A 16,261-nucleotide genomic window follows, 5' to 3' on the forward strand; every position below is an offset into this window, starting at 1 on the left:
AACCACGGCCATTGCCTGGGCGAATTTACGGTGCATCATCGAGACTCCTCGGAGTTGGTTGGATTGTTGGGGGACACCGTCTCATAGCAGGGAGCGTGCCAAAGTGCACGTTTTGCCCTGCGGCACGGCGGCCGCTCCCGCACCCGCAACCCAGGCGAAATAGTTACAAGCGTGTTCAGTTGCGGTACCCCATGGGGCACCGCGGTGCATGAGCCCGACCGAAAACGGGCGCACCACAATGGGGAGAGGGAGAGAAATGAGCCTGTCTTTGGTGCAAAGCCGTGCTTTGCTTGGGCTGGAAGCGGCCAGTGTCACGGTCGAGGTGCATCTGGCCAACGGCCTGCCGAGCTTCACGCTCGTCGGGCTGGCGGAAACCGAGGTCAAGGAGGCGCGCGAAAGAGTGCGCTCGGCCATCCAGAACGCCGGCCTGGAGTTTCCGAACAACAAGAAGATCGTCGTCAACCTGGCGCCGGCCGACCTGCCCAAGGACTCCGGCCGCTTCGACCTGCCGATCGCGCTCGGCATCCTCGCGGCCAGCGGGCAGATCCAGCCGGCGCTCCTCGCGGGGCATGAATTTGCGGGCGAACCCTCCCTTTCAGGCGAATTGCGGCCCGTGCGCGGCGCGCTGGCCATGGCGCTGGCCCTGCACACGCGCGGCATCGCGACACGGCTGGTGCTGCCCGCCGCAAGCGCCCAGGAAGCGGCGCTGGTGCCCGGCAGCGAGGTGTACGGCGCCAGGCACCTGCTGGACGTGGTGCAGCGCTTCATGCCCGAGGGCGCCGCGCTGCTGCAGGGCGAAGAGGAACAGCAGCAGCCCGCCGCCGACGGCTGGGCCCGGGTGCATGCCGCGGCGGCGGCGCCCGCGCCGCTCTATGCCGACCTGGCCGACGTCAAGGGTCACGCGGGCGCCAAGCGCGCCCTCGAGATCGCCGCCGCGGGCGGGCACAGCCTGCTGATGGTGGATGAGCCCGGCTCGGGCAAGTCGATGCTGGCGCAGCGCTTTGCCGGCCTGCTGCCGCCCATGAGCGTCGAAGAGGCGCTGGAGAGCGCAGCCGTGGCCAGCCTGGCCGGCAGTTTTTCGGCCGCGCGCTGGATGAGCCGGCCAACCTCGGCGCCCCACCACACGTCCAGCGCCGTGGCGCTGGTGGGCGGCGGCGGCTCGCCCCCGCGGCCGGGCGAGATCTCGCAGGCGCACCATGGCGTGCTCTTCCTGGACGAGTTTCCGGAGTTCGCGCGCTCCGCGCTCGAGGCGCTGCGCGAGCCGCTGGAGACGGGCACCATCACCATCGCGCGCGCCGCCCGGCGGGCCGAGTTTCCGGCGCGCTTCCAGCTGGTCGCGGCCATGAACCCCTGCCCTTGCGGCTACCTGGGCTCGACGCTGAAGGCCTGCCGCTGCACGCCGGACCAGATCTCGCGCTACCAGGCCAAGCTCAGCGGCCCGCTGCTGGACCGCATCGACCTGCACATCGAGGTGCCCGCGGTATCGGCGCAGCAGCTCATCGATGCGCCGCCCGGCGAATCGACGGCCAGCATCCGCAGCCGCGTGGTGGCCGCGCGCGAGTTCGCGCTGCAGCGCCAGGGCAGCCCCAACCAGGCGCTGCAGGCCGGCGCCATCGACAAGCATGCCGCGCTCGACGACGCGGCGCGCAAGTTCGTCTACAACGCCGCCGCCAAGCTCGGCTGGTCGGCGCGCAGCACGCACCGCGCGCTCAAGGTGGCGCGCACCGTGGCCGACCTGGCGGGCGCCGAATCGGTGGGGGTGGCGCATGTGGCGGAGGCGGTGCAGTACCGCCGGGCGCTGCGGAACTGAGCGCCGCCGCCAGGGTGGGGAGGAGCGCCTACTTGAACTCGTGGCTCACCACAGGCGCCGACTTGCTGTCCTGCACCGTCACGCGCTGGCGATAGGCATCGAGGTCGCCGTTGCGCACTTCGATGTTGTAGATGCCTGGGCGCAGCGACAGCGACTTGAGCGGCGGGCTCACGCCGCGCTCGGCGCCGTCGACGAAGACCTGGCCCCACGGCCGGATGTTGAGCACCACGCGCCCCATGCCGGGCGCAGCGGCGGGCGGCGGTGTAGTGCCGCCGGCAATCACGGTGGGCACCGGATTCGTTGGCGCCGCACCCGATGCCGCGGGCACGGCCTGCGCGAGCCGGTTCAGCTCGGCGATGGCGTTGCGGGCATCGCGCGCATGCGGGCCGCGCCGGTAGCGGCGCAGGTAGGCCTCGTAGCCTTCGCGCGTGTTCTCGGCCTGGGCCAGGTTCCAGTCCTCGGCTTCGGCGGTGGCCATGGCGGCCTCCGGCGGCGGCACGGGCGTCGGCGTCACGTCCGGTGGCGTGGCTGCGGGGTCCGGTGTTGCCTGTGCAGGCGCCGGCGTCGCGCCGACCGGCACGTTGGCCAGCGGCGTCAACGGGCCGGCCGGTGCGCTGGCGGCCGCCGCAGGAGGCGGCGTGCCGGGCGCTGCCGCCACATTCTCGCCCGCGGGCGCCGATGATGAGCCGCCGGGGGCGCTTTCGCCCGGCGGCATGGCGGCGGGCGGTGGCGCGGTGGCGGACATCGGCCCCGAAGGCGGGGGCACCGGCACCATGGCGGTCGATGTCTCCTGCCGGCCCGAAGTCAGGTGAATGCCGATCCAGGTGCCCACGCCCACCAGCGCCACCAGCAACACGCCGACCAGGCCCCATCGCGGCATCGACGATTTCCTGGCGGCGGACGGCGACGGCTGCTTGCCGGCGGCCACCGATGGCGCGCGTGCCGGCGCTGCTGCAGCCTCGCGCGGCGCAGCGGGCTTGGGCGCGGGTGCCGGGGCCGGCTCGGGCTTGGGCCCAGGTTGGGGCTTGGGCTTGGTGGGTTCGGGGGCGGCTGCTTCAGGCCGCGCAACACGGGCCGATGCAGTGGCCTCCGATGTCGCAGCCGTCGCTGACGCCGGTGTCCGGGGCGCCGAGGCAGCCGGCGCTTGCTGCGGCACCGGCGCCACCGCCGGCGCGGCCTTCGAAGGAGGCGCACTGACGGCGGTCGGCGCCGCCAGCCCGCTCACGTAGGTGTCGCCCAGCTTGGCGAGGCCCAGTTCGGCCGCGAATGCGGCCACGGTCTGCGTGCGGTCCTTGCTGTGCACGGCCAGCGTGTGGTCGACGGCCGCGCAGAAGGCCGGGCTCAGGTCGCTGCGGCCCAGCGACGACAGCGGCACGTAGGCGTCCTGCACGCTGCGCACCACGGCCGATGGCGGCGGATGCCCGGTGACGGCACGGTACAGCACGGCGCCCAGCGCGTAGAGGTCGGTCCACGCGCCCTGCAGCAGCGTGTTGTCGTCGGCGTACTGCTCGATCGGCGAATAGCCCGACTTCACCATCACCGCCACTTCGTCGACCAGGTCGGCGATCGACTTGCGCGCCGCGCCGAAGTCGAGCAGCACCGGCAGGTCGTCCTGCTGAATGAAGATGTTGTCGGGCGCGATGTCGCGGTGGAAGCACTGGCTGCGGTGCAGGGTTTCGAGCGCGCCGAGCAGCGGGCCGAGCATGCTCAGCAGCCAGGCCTCGGAGATCTTCTTCGGCTCTTCCTCGGCCAGGCGGCGCAGCGTGCGGCCGCGGTAGAGCTGGATCGCCATGTAGGCGGTGCTGTTCGCCTCCCAGAAGCGGTGCACCCGCACCAGCGCCGGATGGCTGAACTGCGCAAGCGTGCGCGCCTCGTTGATGAAGCTGCGCAGGCCCGCCTGGAAGGTGGCCGTGAGGCGGTCGGAACGCACATGCACGCTGTCGTCGCCCACACGGCGCGCAAGCATCGACGGCATGTATTCCTTGATGGCCACCTCGCGCTGCAGCGAGTGGTCGTAGGCCCGGTAGACGATGCCGAAGCCGCCTTCGCCGATGACCTCGAGCAGCTCGAATTCGTCCAGCCGGTGGCCCGCGTCCAGCGGATGGGGGCGCTCCTGCGGATCGGCCTGCGTGCTGGTGCTGCTGTTGTTGTCATTGCTGGCGTTGGTCGTCATGCATCTCCTCCCGCGGCGGGGGTCTGGTCGTTCATGCCCATGGCACATGCCCCTGTGAAAACAACTTCGAAAACAACGGCGTGTTGAGGCCTCCACCGTGGGCGGCGGTGCGCAGCGGCGAGCCGTCCGCCTGGTTGGTCCACCAGTAGCTGGTGCTTCCGAAGGCATCGAAGCACAGCGGCAGCTCGGGCCAGCCGAGGCGCTGCTGCGCGCCTGTTGCGCCGGCGCTCCCGGCTGCGGGCCCGAGGATCGAAAGGATGTCGTCCGAGCCGCCGCTCGCGGTCTGGAAGCCGCCGTGGGCCGCGGCCAGCACCTGGCGGTCGAACTGGTCGGGCGCCACGCTGTGGCGGATCGCCTGCAGCAGCGCGGTGCCGCATTGCCAGTACCAGGCCGCCGAGCCCTCGAGCATGGAGGGCCGGTAGCTCGACGCGGCCACCTGCAGCGTCACGCACACGGGGTAGTAGCGCCCCACGCGGTCGCAGCTGGGCGCCAGGCAGCCGAACTGCACCGCGTCCACGCCCTGCGTGGCCGGAATCGCGAAGTTCCAGACCGGCGCCACCACGTAGTGCCGCGTCATGGCGTCGGGCCAGCGCTTGAAGGTGCCCAGGCCGTTCTGCATCCAGCGGTCCCACCAGGCCTGGAGCTCGCGCGGCACGCGGCGGTAGAGAAAGTCGCCGGCCGCGGGCAGCTTGCCGTACCAGCCGATCTGCTGGTCGTCGGGCACCCACACCCGCGGCGAAGGAATGCCGCTGTTCATGTCAGGACTTCCCCGGGCATGAAAAGCCATTCATCTGGTTCAGGCGCAGCGGGTTGTAGACGCTGTTCGCCGTCACCGCCAGCACCACCTTCCTGCCCTGCAGGTCGAAGGTCGCGTTGAACGATTCGGGCGCGCTGCCCGACGAGATCGAGGCCTTGTCGAACAGCCGGTGCAGCGCCCACGGCCCTTCGGTGACGATGCCGCCGGCCGGCGTGCCGCTGGCGGTCGTCACCTGCAGCCGCACCTGGTTGCTGTTGCGCGGGCCGGGCCACTTGACGGTGCTGGGCGCCTGCGGGCCGTGCGCGTAGCGCACCGTCTGGCCGTCGATGTCGAGCGTGAACTGGCTGATCGCGGCGTCCATGTCCTCGGGCCGGATGTCGATGGTGAACGAGGGCGTGCGCCCGCCCGCCATGCCCGAGAAGAACACGTCGCGGATCGCCTGCGCCTTCTGGAACGAATCGAGGTAGGCCGAGCGCCCCGGCGAGCTGCCGTCCACGCCCTTCTTGAAGGCCCACGGGTTGACGGAGGTGTCGACCTGCGAGGCCAGGTTCTTCTGGAAGAAGTCGTCCATCATGCCGCCAGGCGCGAACAGCTGCGCGAAGTCGCCGGCGGCCACGTCGCGGTTCGAGCCGCGCGAGAACGGATAGCGCCCCGCAATGGCCTGGCCGCAGAACTGGCCGATGGTGGCGGCCGCGTTCTGCCCGATGTTCTGCCGCGTCACCGCCGCCGCCTTGGACGACGCGGTGGCCGAGAGGTCGTTCAGCATGCCCTGGAACGGCACCGGCAGGCGGCCCGCCTCGGCCTGTACCTTGGTGACCGCGTCGCTCGAAGGCGGGATGTTGCCGCTGCGCAAGGCGGTGTCGGTGGCGGTGAGGAAGGTGTAGAGCTCGTTGATGAGCGCAGCGGTCGCGTCGATCGGCGCCTGGCCGCCGGCCTTGGGCGCGGTGACCATGCGGCGAAGCGGCGCGAAGTGGTTGTCCACCAGCGATTCGGGACGGTCCGGCACGGTGTTGCGGCGCTGGCTGCCGTCGGGCTGCCCGATGAGCTGCTCGATGCGCTCGCGCGTGCTGGCCACGCGGTTCTGCGCCTGGTCGAGCAGGCTGCGCGTGGCCTCGTCGTGGTTGCGCAGCAGGTCGGTCTCGCGCGCCGCGCCGCGGATGAGGCGCGACATCGGCGACTCGCTGGTGGAGAGCACGCGCGTCATCTGGATGCTCTGCAGCAGCGAGCGGCTGTCGGCCAGCCGGACGTCGGCCAGGTAGTCGTCCCAGATGCGGATGTAGTCGGTGAGATAGAGCCGGCGCACCTCGCGCAGCAGCAGCTCGCGCGAGGTGATGTCGGTCATGCCCGGCGCGCGGATCTGCAGCACCCAGCGGTCTTCCTGTTCGAGCGCGAGCGTGGTTTCGGCCATGCGCTTGTCGAAGATGTCCCAGTAGCCGCGGTAGGTGAACAGCGTCGGGATGCCGTCGGTGAGCGGCTTGCCGCTCGCGCGCTTGATCACCAGCGCCGACTCGGCCCCCGCCGCCTCCGCAATGCTGAAGGCGTTGGGCGGACTGGTCTGCAGCAGGATGCGCCGCAGCCGCGCATAGGAGCGCTGCGCCAGCGGCACGCCGGCCAGGCGGTTGCGCGTTTCGGTGACGAGCCGGTCGTCCTTGGCGAAGGGCGAGGTCACGACGCGTTCGGCGAACAGCGCCTGCAGGTGCGACTCGAGGTTGGTGCGCTGCTCGCGCGTGAGGCCGGCGCCGATCTTGCGGTCCACGTCGGTGAGCAGCCAGGCCTGGAGAAAGTCGGCGTCGTAGCGTTCGGCGTCGTACAGCATGAGGTAGGCCTTGAGCGCCTCGTAGCTGTATTCGGCATCGGTCTTGGAAGCCTCGCGCAGCGCCTGCTCCACGCGCTGCGCGGCCTGCGGCAGCAGCACGCTTTCGAGCGCCCGCTGATAGACGCCGTCGGTCGCGGCCTGCAGCTTCTCGCCCTGGTAGAGCCCGAAGCGGTAGCCCACGGGCGGATCGCCGATGTCGAACTGGCTCGACTTGGGCAGGTCGCGCAGGCGGTCGAGCACCGGCAGCGAGCTGGCGATGTCGCTGTTGGAATCGACCACCGTCGGCAGCTCGCCGCGCGCCGCGGCCTTGTTGAAGGCCTTGGCGTTGCTGTCGACCTCGGCCACGTAGTCGCGGTTGTTGCGCCAGCTGTTCACGCAGGCGCCCAGCAGCACTACCAGCAGCACGCCGATGAGGCCGTAGCCCGCGAGGTCGATGGCCCGCTTGCGCCGGTACCAGCGCAGGTTGGTGCCGGCCACGCCTGCGTCGCGGAAGATCACCTGCTGCAGCAGCTCCTTCAGGAAGTAGCTCTTGCCCGGGCCCGGCGGCGGCGCGGGCGGCGCGTTGACCTGCAGGTAGCGCTTGATCGCGCCCATCACGCGGTCGAAGGCCGTGCCCTCCTGCGTGCCGCTGGTGAAGTACACGCCGCGCAGCATGGGTGCCACTTCGAACTTCGAAGGGTTGAACACGTCGGCCAGGAAGGTGCCGAGAATGTCCTCGAAGCTCGCGAACTGCTGCGGCAGCAGGTAGGCCTGCGCGCGGCGCAACTGGTCGGGCTCGGCCGCCAGCAGCTCCGGCAGGCGCTCGTCCAGGCGCTGGTGCAGCAGCTTGTATTCCTGGTGGAAGCGCTCGCGCAAATCGGCCTTGGCCGGGTCCGCCGGGTTGGCGTCGATCGGGAAGGTGAAGCCCCAGACCTGCGAGCGCTCGGCCCGGCCCAGCGAGCCGAAGTACTCGTTGAAGCCGGCCAGGAGGTCGGTCTTGGTGACCAGCACGTACACCGGAAAATTGATGCCCAGGCCGTTGCGCAGTTCGAGCAGCCGCTTGCGCAGCGCCATGGCGTGGCGCGCGCGCTGCGCGTCGTCGGCCAGCGGCAGGTCGGCGATGCTGATGGTGAGGATGGCACCGTTGATCGGCTGGCGCGGCCTGAACTTCTTGAGCAGGTCGAGGAAGCCCTTCCACTCGCCCTCGTCGGTTTCGCGGTTGCTCTCGTGCGTGGTGTAGCGCCCGGCGGTGTCGATCAGCACCGCCTCGTTGGTGAACCACCAGTCGCAGTTGCGCGTGCCGCCGATGCCGCGCACCGCGGCCTTGCCGAGCTGGTCGGCCAGCGGAAAGTCGAGGTCGGAGTTGACCAGCGCGGTGGTCTTGCCCGAGCCCGGCGCGCCGATGAAGATGTACCAGGGCAACTGGTAGAGGTACTGGCGGTCGAACAGCGCGAAGCGCCCCGCGGGCTTGCCGCTGGCATCGGCGCCGAAGCGCATGTTCTTCAGGATGGACGTGGCGTCGGTGAAGCCGCTTTGCAGCTCCTTGATCTCCGGCGCGTCCTCGGGCTTGGCGGCCTTCTCCTTGGGCGAGGGCGTGCGCAGCTGGTTGAGCAGCTGCGCATTGAGCCGCCGCTCGCGCCACTTGCGATAGAGCACGCGCGCGATCCAGATCGCGAACATCAGCGCGATCACCACGATGCGCACGAACTCGCTTTCGAACGGCCGGTAGCGGCCCACCGCGATGACGGGGCCGATGACCCAGATCAGGAACGCAACGGCCAGGAGCCCGAAAAAGACCCACAGGTCGCGGCTCACGAGGAAACGGAAAATCGCGCGCAGCATCAGCGGGCTCCTCCCTGCGGTGCAGGAGCGGCGCCTGCGGCCACGGGCGCCACCAGCAGCGTCACTTCGACCCGCCGGTTGCGCGCACGGTTGGCCGGCGAATCGTTGGGCACCAGGGGGTCGGCATCGCCGCGGCCTTCGGCGCGCAGGCGCTCGGGCCGCGTGATGCGCGTGGCGACCAACTTCTTGACCGCATCGGCACGCGCCTGCGACAGCTGCCAGTTGGACGGGAAGCGCACGCTGCGGATCGGCTGGTCGTCGCTGAAGCCGCTGATGAGCACGTTGCCCTCCACCGAATTGAGCGCATCGGCCACGCGCGCCAGCACGGGCGCATAGCGGTCGAGCACGCGGTCGGAGCCCGAAGCGAACAGGCCGTCGCCGCGCAGCACCACGACGCTGCGGTCGGCCTCGTCGCGCACCGTCAGCAGGCCGTCGCGGATCTCGGGTTCGAGAAAGCGCTGCAGCCGCGGCTGCGGTGCCGGCGCAACGGCCACGGCACGCTGCGTCTGCGGCAGGCGCACCGCATTGACCGCGGCGAATGCGCCGTCGGAGCGGCCGGCCAGGCTGAAGGTGAGCACGCCGAACACCAGCACCAGCAGCACCGCCGCCACCGCGCCCACGGCCCACAGCGGCACCCAGTTGCGCGTGCGGCGCACCGGCGCGCTCGCGTCCTGCCAGTGCGGCGACAGCGGCACGGCGATTTCGCCGCGGGTCTGGCGAATGATCTGCAGCAGCCGCTGCTTGAGCGTCTCGAGCTGCGTGCGGCCGTTGTCGATGACGCGGAAGCGCCCTTCGAAGCCCATCGCCAGGCAGAAGTAGATGAGCTCGATCAGCTGCAGGTGCTGCTGCGGGTTCTGCACCAGCCGCGACAGCAGCTGGAAGAATTTCTCGCCGCCCCAGGTCTCGTTGTGGAACATCACGAGCAGGCTCTGCGACGACCAGATGCTGCCGCCCCAGGGCGTGAGCGCTGCCGCTTCGTCGACCGCGGTGCACAGGCAGTAGCGCGCGCCGATGATCACTTCGGGCGCAATGCCGCTTTGCTGCGCGCGCGTTTCGAAGCGCCGGACCTCGTCGACCAAGTGCTCGCGCAACTGCGCGGGCGCGTCGTGGTGGCCGGTGGCGCGGATCTGCGGGATCAGGTCGAGCAGCGGGTTGGCCGCCGCGACGAGCGGATTGTTGCCGGCCAGCGCCGTGTCGCCCGCGTGCGGACGGCGTGCGTCATGCCATGCGGTGAATGACTGGGGTTGCTGCGGCCCCGCGCCGCGCGATGCCAGGGGCGCGCCCGCCGCGTCGCCATTGCTGCCGTTGTTGGCGCCGCCGCCCGGGTTGGGCGGCACGAAGCCTCCCGGGCCGACCGCCATGTCGTTGACACCGTTCATAGGGTCCCTCACGGACGAATTGCCCAGAACTCCATGGCCAGCCCCGGGAAGTCGCCGGCCAGGTGCATTGCAACGCCGCCCGATTTTTCGAGCTGGCGCCACATGTCGCCGCTCTTGTCGAGTTCGAAATAGTGGTAGCCCGCGTTGTATGGAATCTGGCGCGGCGCCACCGGCAGCGGCCGCACCGTGACGCCTGGCAGCTGCAGCTGCACGAGGTCGCGGATGCGCTCCACCGACCCGATCTTGACCTGCGTCGGAAAGCGCTGCTGGATCGCATCGGCGGGCAGGTTGGCATGCACCGCGAGCACGAAGCCCGCGTTGCGCACCAGCACCGGATCGGGCATGCGGCCCACGCGCACGCCGTGGCTGCGCTCCTCCAGCTCGATGGCGATGGCGCTCTGCTCGAGCACCGCCGAGAGCGAGCGCCGCAGCTCTTCCATCAGCGGCCGGATGGTTTCGTTGAGGTTGTCGTGGTCGTACTTCGGCCACACCACGGGGCGCCGCGTGGGCGAGGTGTGCGTGGCGAGATGGCAGGCCAGCTTGAACCAGTCGATGAACAGTTCCTCGGGGTGCACCTGCACCGCATGCTGCGCGTGCCAGGTCGTGGCGAGATAGCGGTTGACGAGTTCGAGCAGGAGAAAGTCGGAGACTTCGCTCACGCCGCCGCGGCCGGGCTGCGAGAGCCGCGAGGCCAGCGCCTCGGAGCGCTGCGTGAGCAGGCCGTGCAGCTCGGCGACCATGCTGCGCAGCATGGGGTGCGCCGATGCATCGAGCACCGGCGGAATGTAGTTGGCGTCGATCACCAGCTTGTGGTCGGTGCGCCGCTCGATCACGCGCACCGCGCCGATGGCCTGCCACTCCGCGGTGAGCGACGATGCGCGCGCAAGGCGCAGGCGCGGCTTCGCAAGCTGCAGCACCGCCGGGCCGAGCGCCACCGAATTGCCGTCGGCCACCTCGCGCTCGATCACGCCGAAGCGCGCAGCCGAGCCGTCGTCGTCGGCGAAGATGACCTCTTCGCTGCCGGTGCGGCGCAACGGCAGCGCAAGCACGATGAGTTCATCGGTCAGGTCGCTCGGCACCTCGTAGGGCAGCGGTGCATCTTCGGTGCCGAACGAGAACGGCGTGCCGTCGGGCAGCACGCCTGCGCCGCCGAGCAGCGACACGCGGCCGAGCGCGTGGGCATCGCGATCGATGTCCAGGTTGAGCCATCCCCAATAGGCACCTTGCAGGCCCGCGGTACGGCGCGTGACGTACTGCTCGACATAGCGCTCCAGCTGCTGGAAATGCTGCGGCCGCAGGTACATGCCTTCGGACCACACCACGCGATTCGCCAATGCCTGCGGAAGGGCGCCCTGTTTTCCTGCGCCCGGATTGCGAACTGTCACCAAAGAACCTCCTGGGGAGTGCCCACACTGAAGCGGGAGGTGCTTGTTAACGACCTCCCGATTGATTCGGTTTTTTTCTCTGATGCTACACGGCGCCTCTTACGTTTTGCACCGCATTTCGCGTGCGAATTTCTCGCACTTTTTGACTACAAAGCCGAGAAACTAACGACTTGGTAGTAACTCGATGCCGCTCTTGCGGATCGCGATGCGCACGTTTTGCTCGCTCGGAGAAAACTGCCACACCTTGTAGAGATTGGTTTGCTTCGGCTCCTTGAGCGGCAGCACGATGCGCCAGCGCGCGGCCTCGAGCTTGCGGTAGCCGGCGATGATGCCGATGGCACGCGAGTCGAGCCCTGCCTCGCGCTTGAAGACACGCTCTTCGCCGCTGCGCATGATGGCCTGGTCGGCGTTCACGAGTTCCGCCCCCAGCGTTTCGCGATCGCGGTCCTGTAGTGCAAAGTAGTCTGCGGTCTCGAAGTTACCGGAAGATTTCAATTCGAAGACCTTGACGAGAATCGGCGCCGGCTGGCCGCGTCCGTCGGGGTTGACGCCATCGTCGATCTTGATCGTCACGGCGTAGGGCGTGGGCAATGACTTCGCAGTCGATGCGCATCCACTGAGGCCACCCAGCAACGGTGCGGTTGCAAGTGCGCCTTGAAGCAGGGTTCGTCGATGCATTGAGATCTTCCCTAGTGGTTCGCGGCCTATATTATCGAAGTCGTGCGCACGAATCGCGTCGCATCGCGTGCCTGTCGCATGACAGCGGCACACTATCTCAAACATTGCCTTTTGCAAGGTAGGAGAGAAGATTGAAGTCACGTCTGCCTGCTTTGGCGTTCACCTTGGTTCTGTTTGCTGGCTGCACGACCACGCCCCCGCCCGAGCCGCCGCAACCCGAACGCCTGAGCCAGCAAGTCGCGCGCAGCACGCTCGAACGCGCGCAACAGGCCTATGACGAAGGTGACTACGCCAAGGCCATCACCACGCTCAAGAGCGGCGGCGTCTCGGTGTTCGAGGCCGCGGAGCCGGCCACGCGGCTCGATGCCATGAAGCTCGAGGCGTTCAGCTATTGCGTGGCCAACCAGGTGCCCGAATGCCGCGCGCAGTTCCGCAAGCTCATGGACGCGTTTCCCAATTTCGACCTCACCGTTGCCGAACGCAAGCACCCGGTGTGGGGCCCTGCCTTCGAGGCCGCCAAGCGAATGAAGCGTTGAACGCCGCAAGGGATGAGCCGCGGCTCGACATGAAGATGGAGATGCCATGCGTTGGACGGTGATCGAACATGCCGGCAAGCCGGTGACCGCAGGCCCCTCGGCCTTGCTCGCGGCACCCGGCGGAACCATCGGGCGCAGCCCCGACAACCACCTGGTGCTGCCCGACGAGCAGCGCCAGATCTCGCGCCTGCAGGCCACGGTGCGCTTCGACGACAGCGGCGCGGCGGTGCTGCGCAACATGAGCGCGGTGCTGCCCATCGGCGTCAACGAGCGCACGCTGCAGCACGAGCAGGAATCACCGATCGCCGATGGCGACCGCGTGACCATCGGAAGCTACGTGCTGGTGGCGGGGAAAGGGCAACGCGCCGCGGCCGTCGAGCCCGCCGCGCAGCTGATGGCAGCGGCACCACCGCCGGCCGCACCTGTGCACAGCGCATTGCCGGCCAGCGCCATGGCACAGGCGCCGATGGACTCGCTGCTGCCGACGGCCCCTGTCTCCGATGTGTTCTCGGACCTCTTCGGCGCAGGCGCGCTGCCGATCGGCGATACGCAGCCCGTGACCGTGGCGATGCCGCCGCCGGCCATGCCGGCACCACCGCCCGCCCAAACATTTGCCGCCGCCCCGGTGCCCGCGGTGTCGCCATCATCACCAGCCTCATCACCGGCAAGCACGCAGACGGGCGCCTCGCAGATTCCCTCCGCCGCCGATTGGGATGCCATCCTCGCGAACGCGCCGCGCCGCGAGGCGAGCGCCTCCGAGCCCATGCCCGACCCGATGGCGCACGAGCCCTTCGAGCTGCCCTCGCAGGCGCGCAGGAATCCGGTCGATCCGCTGGCCGAGCTGAATCCGCGTGCGGAAGACGGCATGTCCGATGTGGCGCTCAAGCGCGGCATGGACCCGCTGTCCTTCTTTGCCGCAGACAACGACGCGCCCTCGCCGCTGTCCGATCCGCGCCCCACCGCGCTGACCCACGAAGATCCGCTCAGCGACGTGCATCCGGCCGTCGATCTGCTGGCCAGGCCCGCGGCGGCCCCGCAGGGCTACAGCCATTCGAACCATGCGCGGGAATTGACGGCGCAATTCAGGCCGCCGAACCCGGTGCCTTTCGATGCACCGGCTGTGAAGCCGGCCGAGCCGCAGGCGTCCGCGCAGGCCGAGCCGCCACCTTCGGCACCTCCACCGCCGCCAGTACCGGTGCCCGTCGCGGCCGCGCGCGTGGAGGTTGCGCCGCCTCCAAAGGCCGCGCCGCCGGAGCCGCCCGCACCGCAACAACCGAAGCCCGCTGCCGCGCCCTCGCCGGTGGCCGCGCCGCCAGCCCCCATCGCAGCGCCCTCATCGGCACCGTCCCCCTCCTCCTCGGACGAACTCTTCAAGGCCTTCCTCGAAGGCGCCGGCGTGCCCGACGTGGCCGGCCAGCAGCCGCTGGACGCCGAAGCCATGCGGCGCCTCGGCCGGCTGATGCGCGCGTTCACCGACGGCACCATCGAGCTGCTCTCGTCGCGCGCCATGCTCAAGCGCGAAGTGCGGGCCGAGATCACGATGATCGTCGACGAAGAGAACAACCCCTTCAAGATCCTTCCCAACGGCCGCGCCGTGCTGATGCAGATGTTCGGCGCGCGCATGCCCGGCTTCCTCTCGCCCGAGGCGGCCGTGCACGACGCGCTTGGCGACCTGCAGTCGCATCAGCTCGGCATGGTGGCCGGCATGCGCGCCGCGCTGCTCACGGTGCTCAAGCGCTTCGATCCTTCGGCATTGAACACCGCCACGCCGCACGACGGCGGGCTGGGCGAGAAGCTGCTGCCCGGCGGCCGCGAGGCACGCCTGTGGCGGCAGCTGCAGAAGCTGCATGCGGAGACCACGGCGGCCGTCGAGGACGACTTCCAGGCCGTCTTCGGCCGGGCCTTCCAGCAGGCCTACGACAAGGAGATGGAACGGTTGAAGGAGGCGCGCCGTGCTTGAGACCACTCCCCGCGCGTTCGCGGTTCCCATCTCGACCTCGCAGTTCTCCTGCGTGGGCGAGCGCAGCGGCAACCAGGACGCGATCGGCTACCACCTCGACGAATACAACGCCTGCTTCGTCGTGAGCGACGGCGTGGGCGGCAACGCGGGCGGCGAGCTGGCCGCGCGCATCGCGGTCGACACCGCGCTCAACACCTTCGTCGACAACCCCTCGGTGGCGCAGCACGACATCCAGCAGGCCGTGAAGGCCGCCAACGACGCCATCCTTGCCAAGCAGCGGGAGCTGGCCGACCAGAGCCGGATGAGCGCGACCATCGTCTCGCTGTTCGTGGACCGCACCAGCGGCCAGGCCTGCTGGGCCCATGTGGGCGACAGCCGCCTCTACTGGTTCCGCCGCGGCGCGCTGATGCAGCGCACCGAGGACCACAGCCTCTCGGAGCGCTCGGGCGAAGCGGCCCGCGGCAACGGTGCCAACGGCGGCGAGCGGCTGGTGAAGACCAACCTGCTGTACCGCGCGCTCGGCGCCAGGGCCACGGCCGAGACCACCGTGTCGACGCCGCAGCGGCTCGCCGACGGCGATGCGTTCCTGCTGTGCACCGACGGCCTGTGGCAGCTCATTTCGCAGCAGGTGATGGAACGCTCGCTGCAGCTCGCCGACAGTGCCGAGGAATGGCTTGCGCTGCTGCGCCGCGCGGCCGAAGCCAAGGCCGACGAGTCGCGCGACAACTACTCGGCGCTGGCGGTGTGGGTGGGGTTTCCGCAGCAGGTGACGCTGGCGGGGACGGCTGTGCCCGCGCGCCAGCCCGGTTGAGAACAAACGCGCGCCGCAGGGCCCGGCAAAGCCTGCGGGTGCTGCGCACGCGACCTCAGGCCGCCAGGACCAGCACCTTGAACTGGCTCGGCACTACCCGCATGCCGACTATGTTGCAGCGGTTCTGCAGCGTGATGCTCGTCACGCGCGTGACCGGCGTGCCCTTGACCAGCACCGTGAACGCACCGGTGAGATGCCGCGACTGCTGCATGAAGGTCTGCGAGACCATCCCACCCAGCGCGCCCGGCTGATCGCCGAGCGTGATCGGTGTGACCGTGGCCATGTTGTGCGCGGGCATGCCCATGAACAGGATGTTCCAAGCATTGGGAATGGCCATGGGGCCCAGGGCCATGTTGGGAAACGGGATCGGGACCGGCGTCCTGCAGACGTCGGGAAAAGCCAGGTCCATCCCCATCAGCTGGCAGTTAGCGAACATGCTGGCTCCTCCTCAACCCATGTGAATCTGCGAGGCATCGATCTTCACCAGGTCCTCGCCCGTGACCATCGTGTGCTTCGCATGGATACGGACCGTGTCGCGGGCTTTGCAATCGAGATGCCCGACACGCGACTGATCGACCTCGTCGACGATCCTCAGCGCACTGCGCGTCATCTGCACCACCCTTTCGGAAATGGTCTCGAAGACCTTGCCGACGAGCTTCATCGTGCCCATCGTCGCATCGACCTTGCGGGCAGTGAAGCGCATGTCGTCCGCGCGGCAATCGGCGCTGCCCGCGCGCATCGTCCATTGCGCCGCGGCCATGTCGAGGACGCCGCCGCTGCGCACGCTGACCTTGCCTTCGCTCTCGATTGTGACCGGGTGCGCGTTGCCGCCAAGGACCAGCGCCCCGTCAATCTCGATGCGGCTTACTGCTGCATCGGCCTGTTCGAGCACCGCGATCAGGAACATGCGATAGGAATCGGGTCCGGAGACCAGCACGGTGTCGCCCACCTGCGGCTTCAAGAGGCAACTGGCGGCCCGCCGGCAGGTTCGCGCGATACCGCTCTCGTCCTCGATCGCGAACTGCCCGTCGGGTCGCAGGCCGCGGATCGTGCCGATCGTATGCACCGGAGACGATGCGTCGGGGGCGACGCGCAGAGGAACGACGTTCATGATGAATTCCCTTTTTCGAGTCGG

Annotated in this window: 12 protein-coding genes; 4 read left to right on the plus strand and 8 right to left on the minus strand. The window is 69.3% G+C overall.

The annotated features are described in order from the left end of the window. Positions 1-256: 256 nt before the first annotated feature. Positions 257-1,810 (plus strand): YifB family Mg chelatase-like AAA ATPase, encoded by a 1,554-nt coding sequence (locus EJO66_RS30805; RefSeq protein ID WP_124962073.1) that lies wholly within the window; start codon positions 257-259, stop codon positions 1,808-1,810. Between the two features lie 28 nt (positions 1,811-1,838). On the opposite strand, the gene EJO66_RS30810 is transcribed toward EJO66_RS30805, so the two are convergent. The 6 genes from EJO66_RS30810 to tssJ all read right to left on the minus strand — a co-directional run bounded on the left by EJO66_RS30810 (position 1,839) and on the right by tssJ (position 11,819). Further along, on the minus strand, positions 1,839-3,983 hold the full coding sequence (locus EJO66_RS30810; RefSeq protein ID WP_124962074.1) for a serine/threonine-protein kinase: 2,145 nt from the start codon (positions 3,981-3,983) through the stop codon (positions 1,839-1,841). A 31-nt stretch (positions 3,984-4,014) separates the two neighbouring features. Further along, positions 4,015-4,740: a type VI secretion system-associated protein TagF gene (gene tagF, locus EJO66_RS30815; RefSeq protein WP_124962075.1), complete on the minus strand. Its 726-nt coding sequence runs from the start codon at positions 4,738-4,740 to the stop codon at positions 4,015-4,017. 1 nt (position 4,741) lies between these two features. Further along, complete coding sequence (tssM, locus tag EJO66_RS30820) at positions 4,742-8,377, minus strand: type VI secretion system membrane subunit TssM (RefSeq protein ID WP_124962076.1); 3,636 nt, start codon at positions 8,375-8,377, stop codon at positions 4,742-4,744. Beyond that, positions 8,377-9,756, minus strand: coding sequence for a DotU family type VI secretion system protein (locus EJO66_RS30825; protein WP_124962077.1), 1,380 nt, complete (start codon positions 9,754-9,756; stop codon positions 8,377-8,379). The genes tssM and EJO66_RS30825 overlap by 1 nt, the downstream gene beginning before the upstream one ends. Positions 9,757-9,764: 8 nt before the next feature. Next, positions 9,765-11,060, minus strand: a complete 1,296-nt coding sequence (gene tssK / locus EJO66_RS30830; protein ID WP_240648926.1) for a type VI secretion system baseplate subunit TssK — start codon at positions 11,058-11,060, stop codon at positions 9,765-9,767. 243 nt (positions 11,061-11,303) lie between these two features. After that, positions 11,304-11,819: a type VI secretion system lipoprotein TssJ gene (tssJ, locus tag EJO66_RS30835; protein WP_124962079.1), complete on the minus strand. Its 516-nt coding sequence runs from the start codon at positions 11,817-11,819 to the stop codon at positions 11,304-11,306. Between the two features lie 164 nt (positions 11,820-11,983). Here tssJ and EJO66_RS30840 point away from each other — a divergent pair, with 164 nt between their 5' ends. The 3 genes from EJO66_RS30840 to EJO66_RS30850 are packed head-to-tail and all read left to right on the plus strand — an operon-like array spanning position 11,984 to position 15,126. Continuing rightward, on the plus strand, positions 11,984-12,355 hold the full coding sequence (locus tag EJO66_RS30840) for a TssQ family T6SS-associated lipoprotein (protein ID WP_223262501.1): 372 nt from the start codon (positions 11,984-11,986) through the stop codon (positions 12,353-12,355). Positions 12,356-12,401: 46 nt separating this feature from the next. Further along, a complete protein-coding gene (gene tagH, locus EJO66_RS30845) occupies positions 12,402-14,315 on the plus strand; it encodes a type VI secretion system-associated FHA domain protein TagH (protein WP_125967062.1) in 1,914 nt (637 codons plus the stop codon). Next, positions 14,308-15,126 (plus strand): PP2C family protein-serine/threonine phosphatase, encoded by an 819-nt coding sequence (locus EJO66_RS30850; protein ID WP_125967063.1) that lies wholly within the window; start codon positions 14,308-14,310, stop codon positions 15,124-15,126. The genes tagH and EJO66_RS30850 overlap by 8 nt, the downstream gene beginning before the upstream one ends. Positions 15,127-15,181: 55 nt before the next feature. On the opposite strand, the gene EJO66_RS30855 is transcribed toward EJO66_RS30850, so the two are convergent. Both EJO66_RS30855 and EJO66_RS30860 read right to left on the minus strand, forming a co-directional pair. Beyond that, positions 15,182-15,562, minus strand: a complete 381-nt coding sequence (locus tag EJO66_RS30855) for a DUF4150 domain-containing protein (RefSeq protein ID WP_021004942.1) — start codon at positions 15,560-15,562, stop codon at positions 15,182-15,184. A 12-nt stretch (positions 15,563-15,574) separates the two neighbouring features. Further along, entirely contained in the window at positions 15,575-16,237 is a 663-nt protein-coding gene (locus tag EJO66_RS30860; protein ID WP_124962083.1) for a DUF3540 domain-containing protein, read from the minus strand. Positions 16,238-16,261 lie beyond the last annotated feature (24 nt).

The organism is Variovorax beijingensis (assembly GCF_003951285.1).
In the GTDB taxonomy this organism is placed as follows: Bacteria; Pseudomonadota; Gammaproteobacteria; order Burkholderiales; family Burkholderiaceae_C; genus Variovorax; species Variovorax beijingensis.

What these genes read in the sequence shown, in the direction of transcription:
- EJO66_RS30855 (WP_021004942.1), bottom strand. Translation starts at nt 15,562, where the DNA reads ATGTTCGCTAACTGCCAGCTGATGGGGATGGACCTGGCTTTTCCCGAC.
- EJO66_RS30825 (WP_124962077.1), bottom strand. Translation starts at nt 9,756, where the DNA reads ATGAACGGTGTCAACGACATGGCGGTCGGCCCGGGAGGCTTCGTGCCG.
- tssM (WP_124962076.1), bottom strand. Translation starts at nt 8,377, where the DNA reads ATGCTGCGCGCGATTTTCCGTTTCCTCGTGAGCCGCGACCTGTGGGTC.
- EJO66_RS30860 (WP_124962083.1), bottom strand. Translation starts at nt 16,237, where the DNA reads ATGAACGTCGTTCCTCTGCGCGTCGCCCCCGACGCATCGTCTCCGGTG.
- tagF (WP_124962075.1), bottom strand. Translation starts at nt 4,740, where the DNA reads ATGAACAGCGGCATTCCTTCGCCGCGGGTGTGGGTGCCCGACGACCAG.
- tssJ (WP_124962079.1), bottom strand. Translation starts at nt 11,819, where the DNA reads ATGCATCGACGAACCCTGCTTCAAGGCGCACTTGCAACCGCACCGTTG.
- tssK (WP_240648926.1), bottom strand. Translation starts at nt 11,060, where the DNA reads ATGTACCTGCGGCCGCAGCATTTCCAGCAGCTGGAGCGCTATGTCGAG.
- EJO66_RS30805 (WP_124962073.1), top strand. Translation starts at nt 257, where the DNA reads ATGAGCCTGTCTTTGGTGCAAAGCCGTGCTTTGCTTGGGCTGGAAGCG.
- tagH (WP_125967062.1), top strand. Translation starts at nt 12,402, where the DNA reads ATGCGTTGGACGGTGATCGAACATGCCGGCAAGCCGGTGACCGCAGGC.
- EJO66_RS30810 (WP_124962074.1), bottom strand. Translation starts at nt 3,983, where the DNA reads ATGACGACCAACGCCAGCAATGACAACAACAGCAGCACCAGCACGCAG.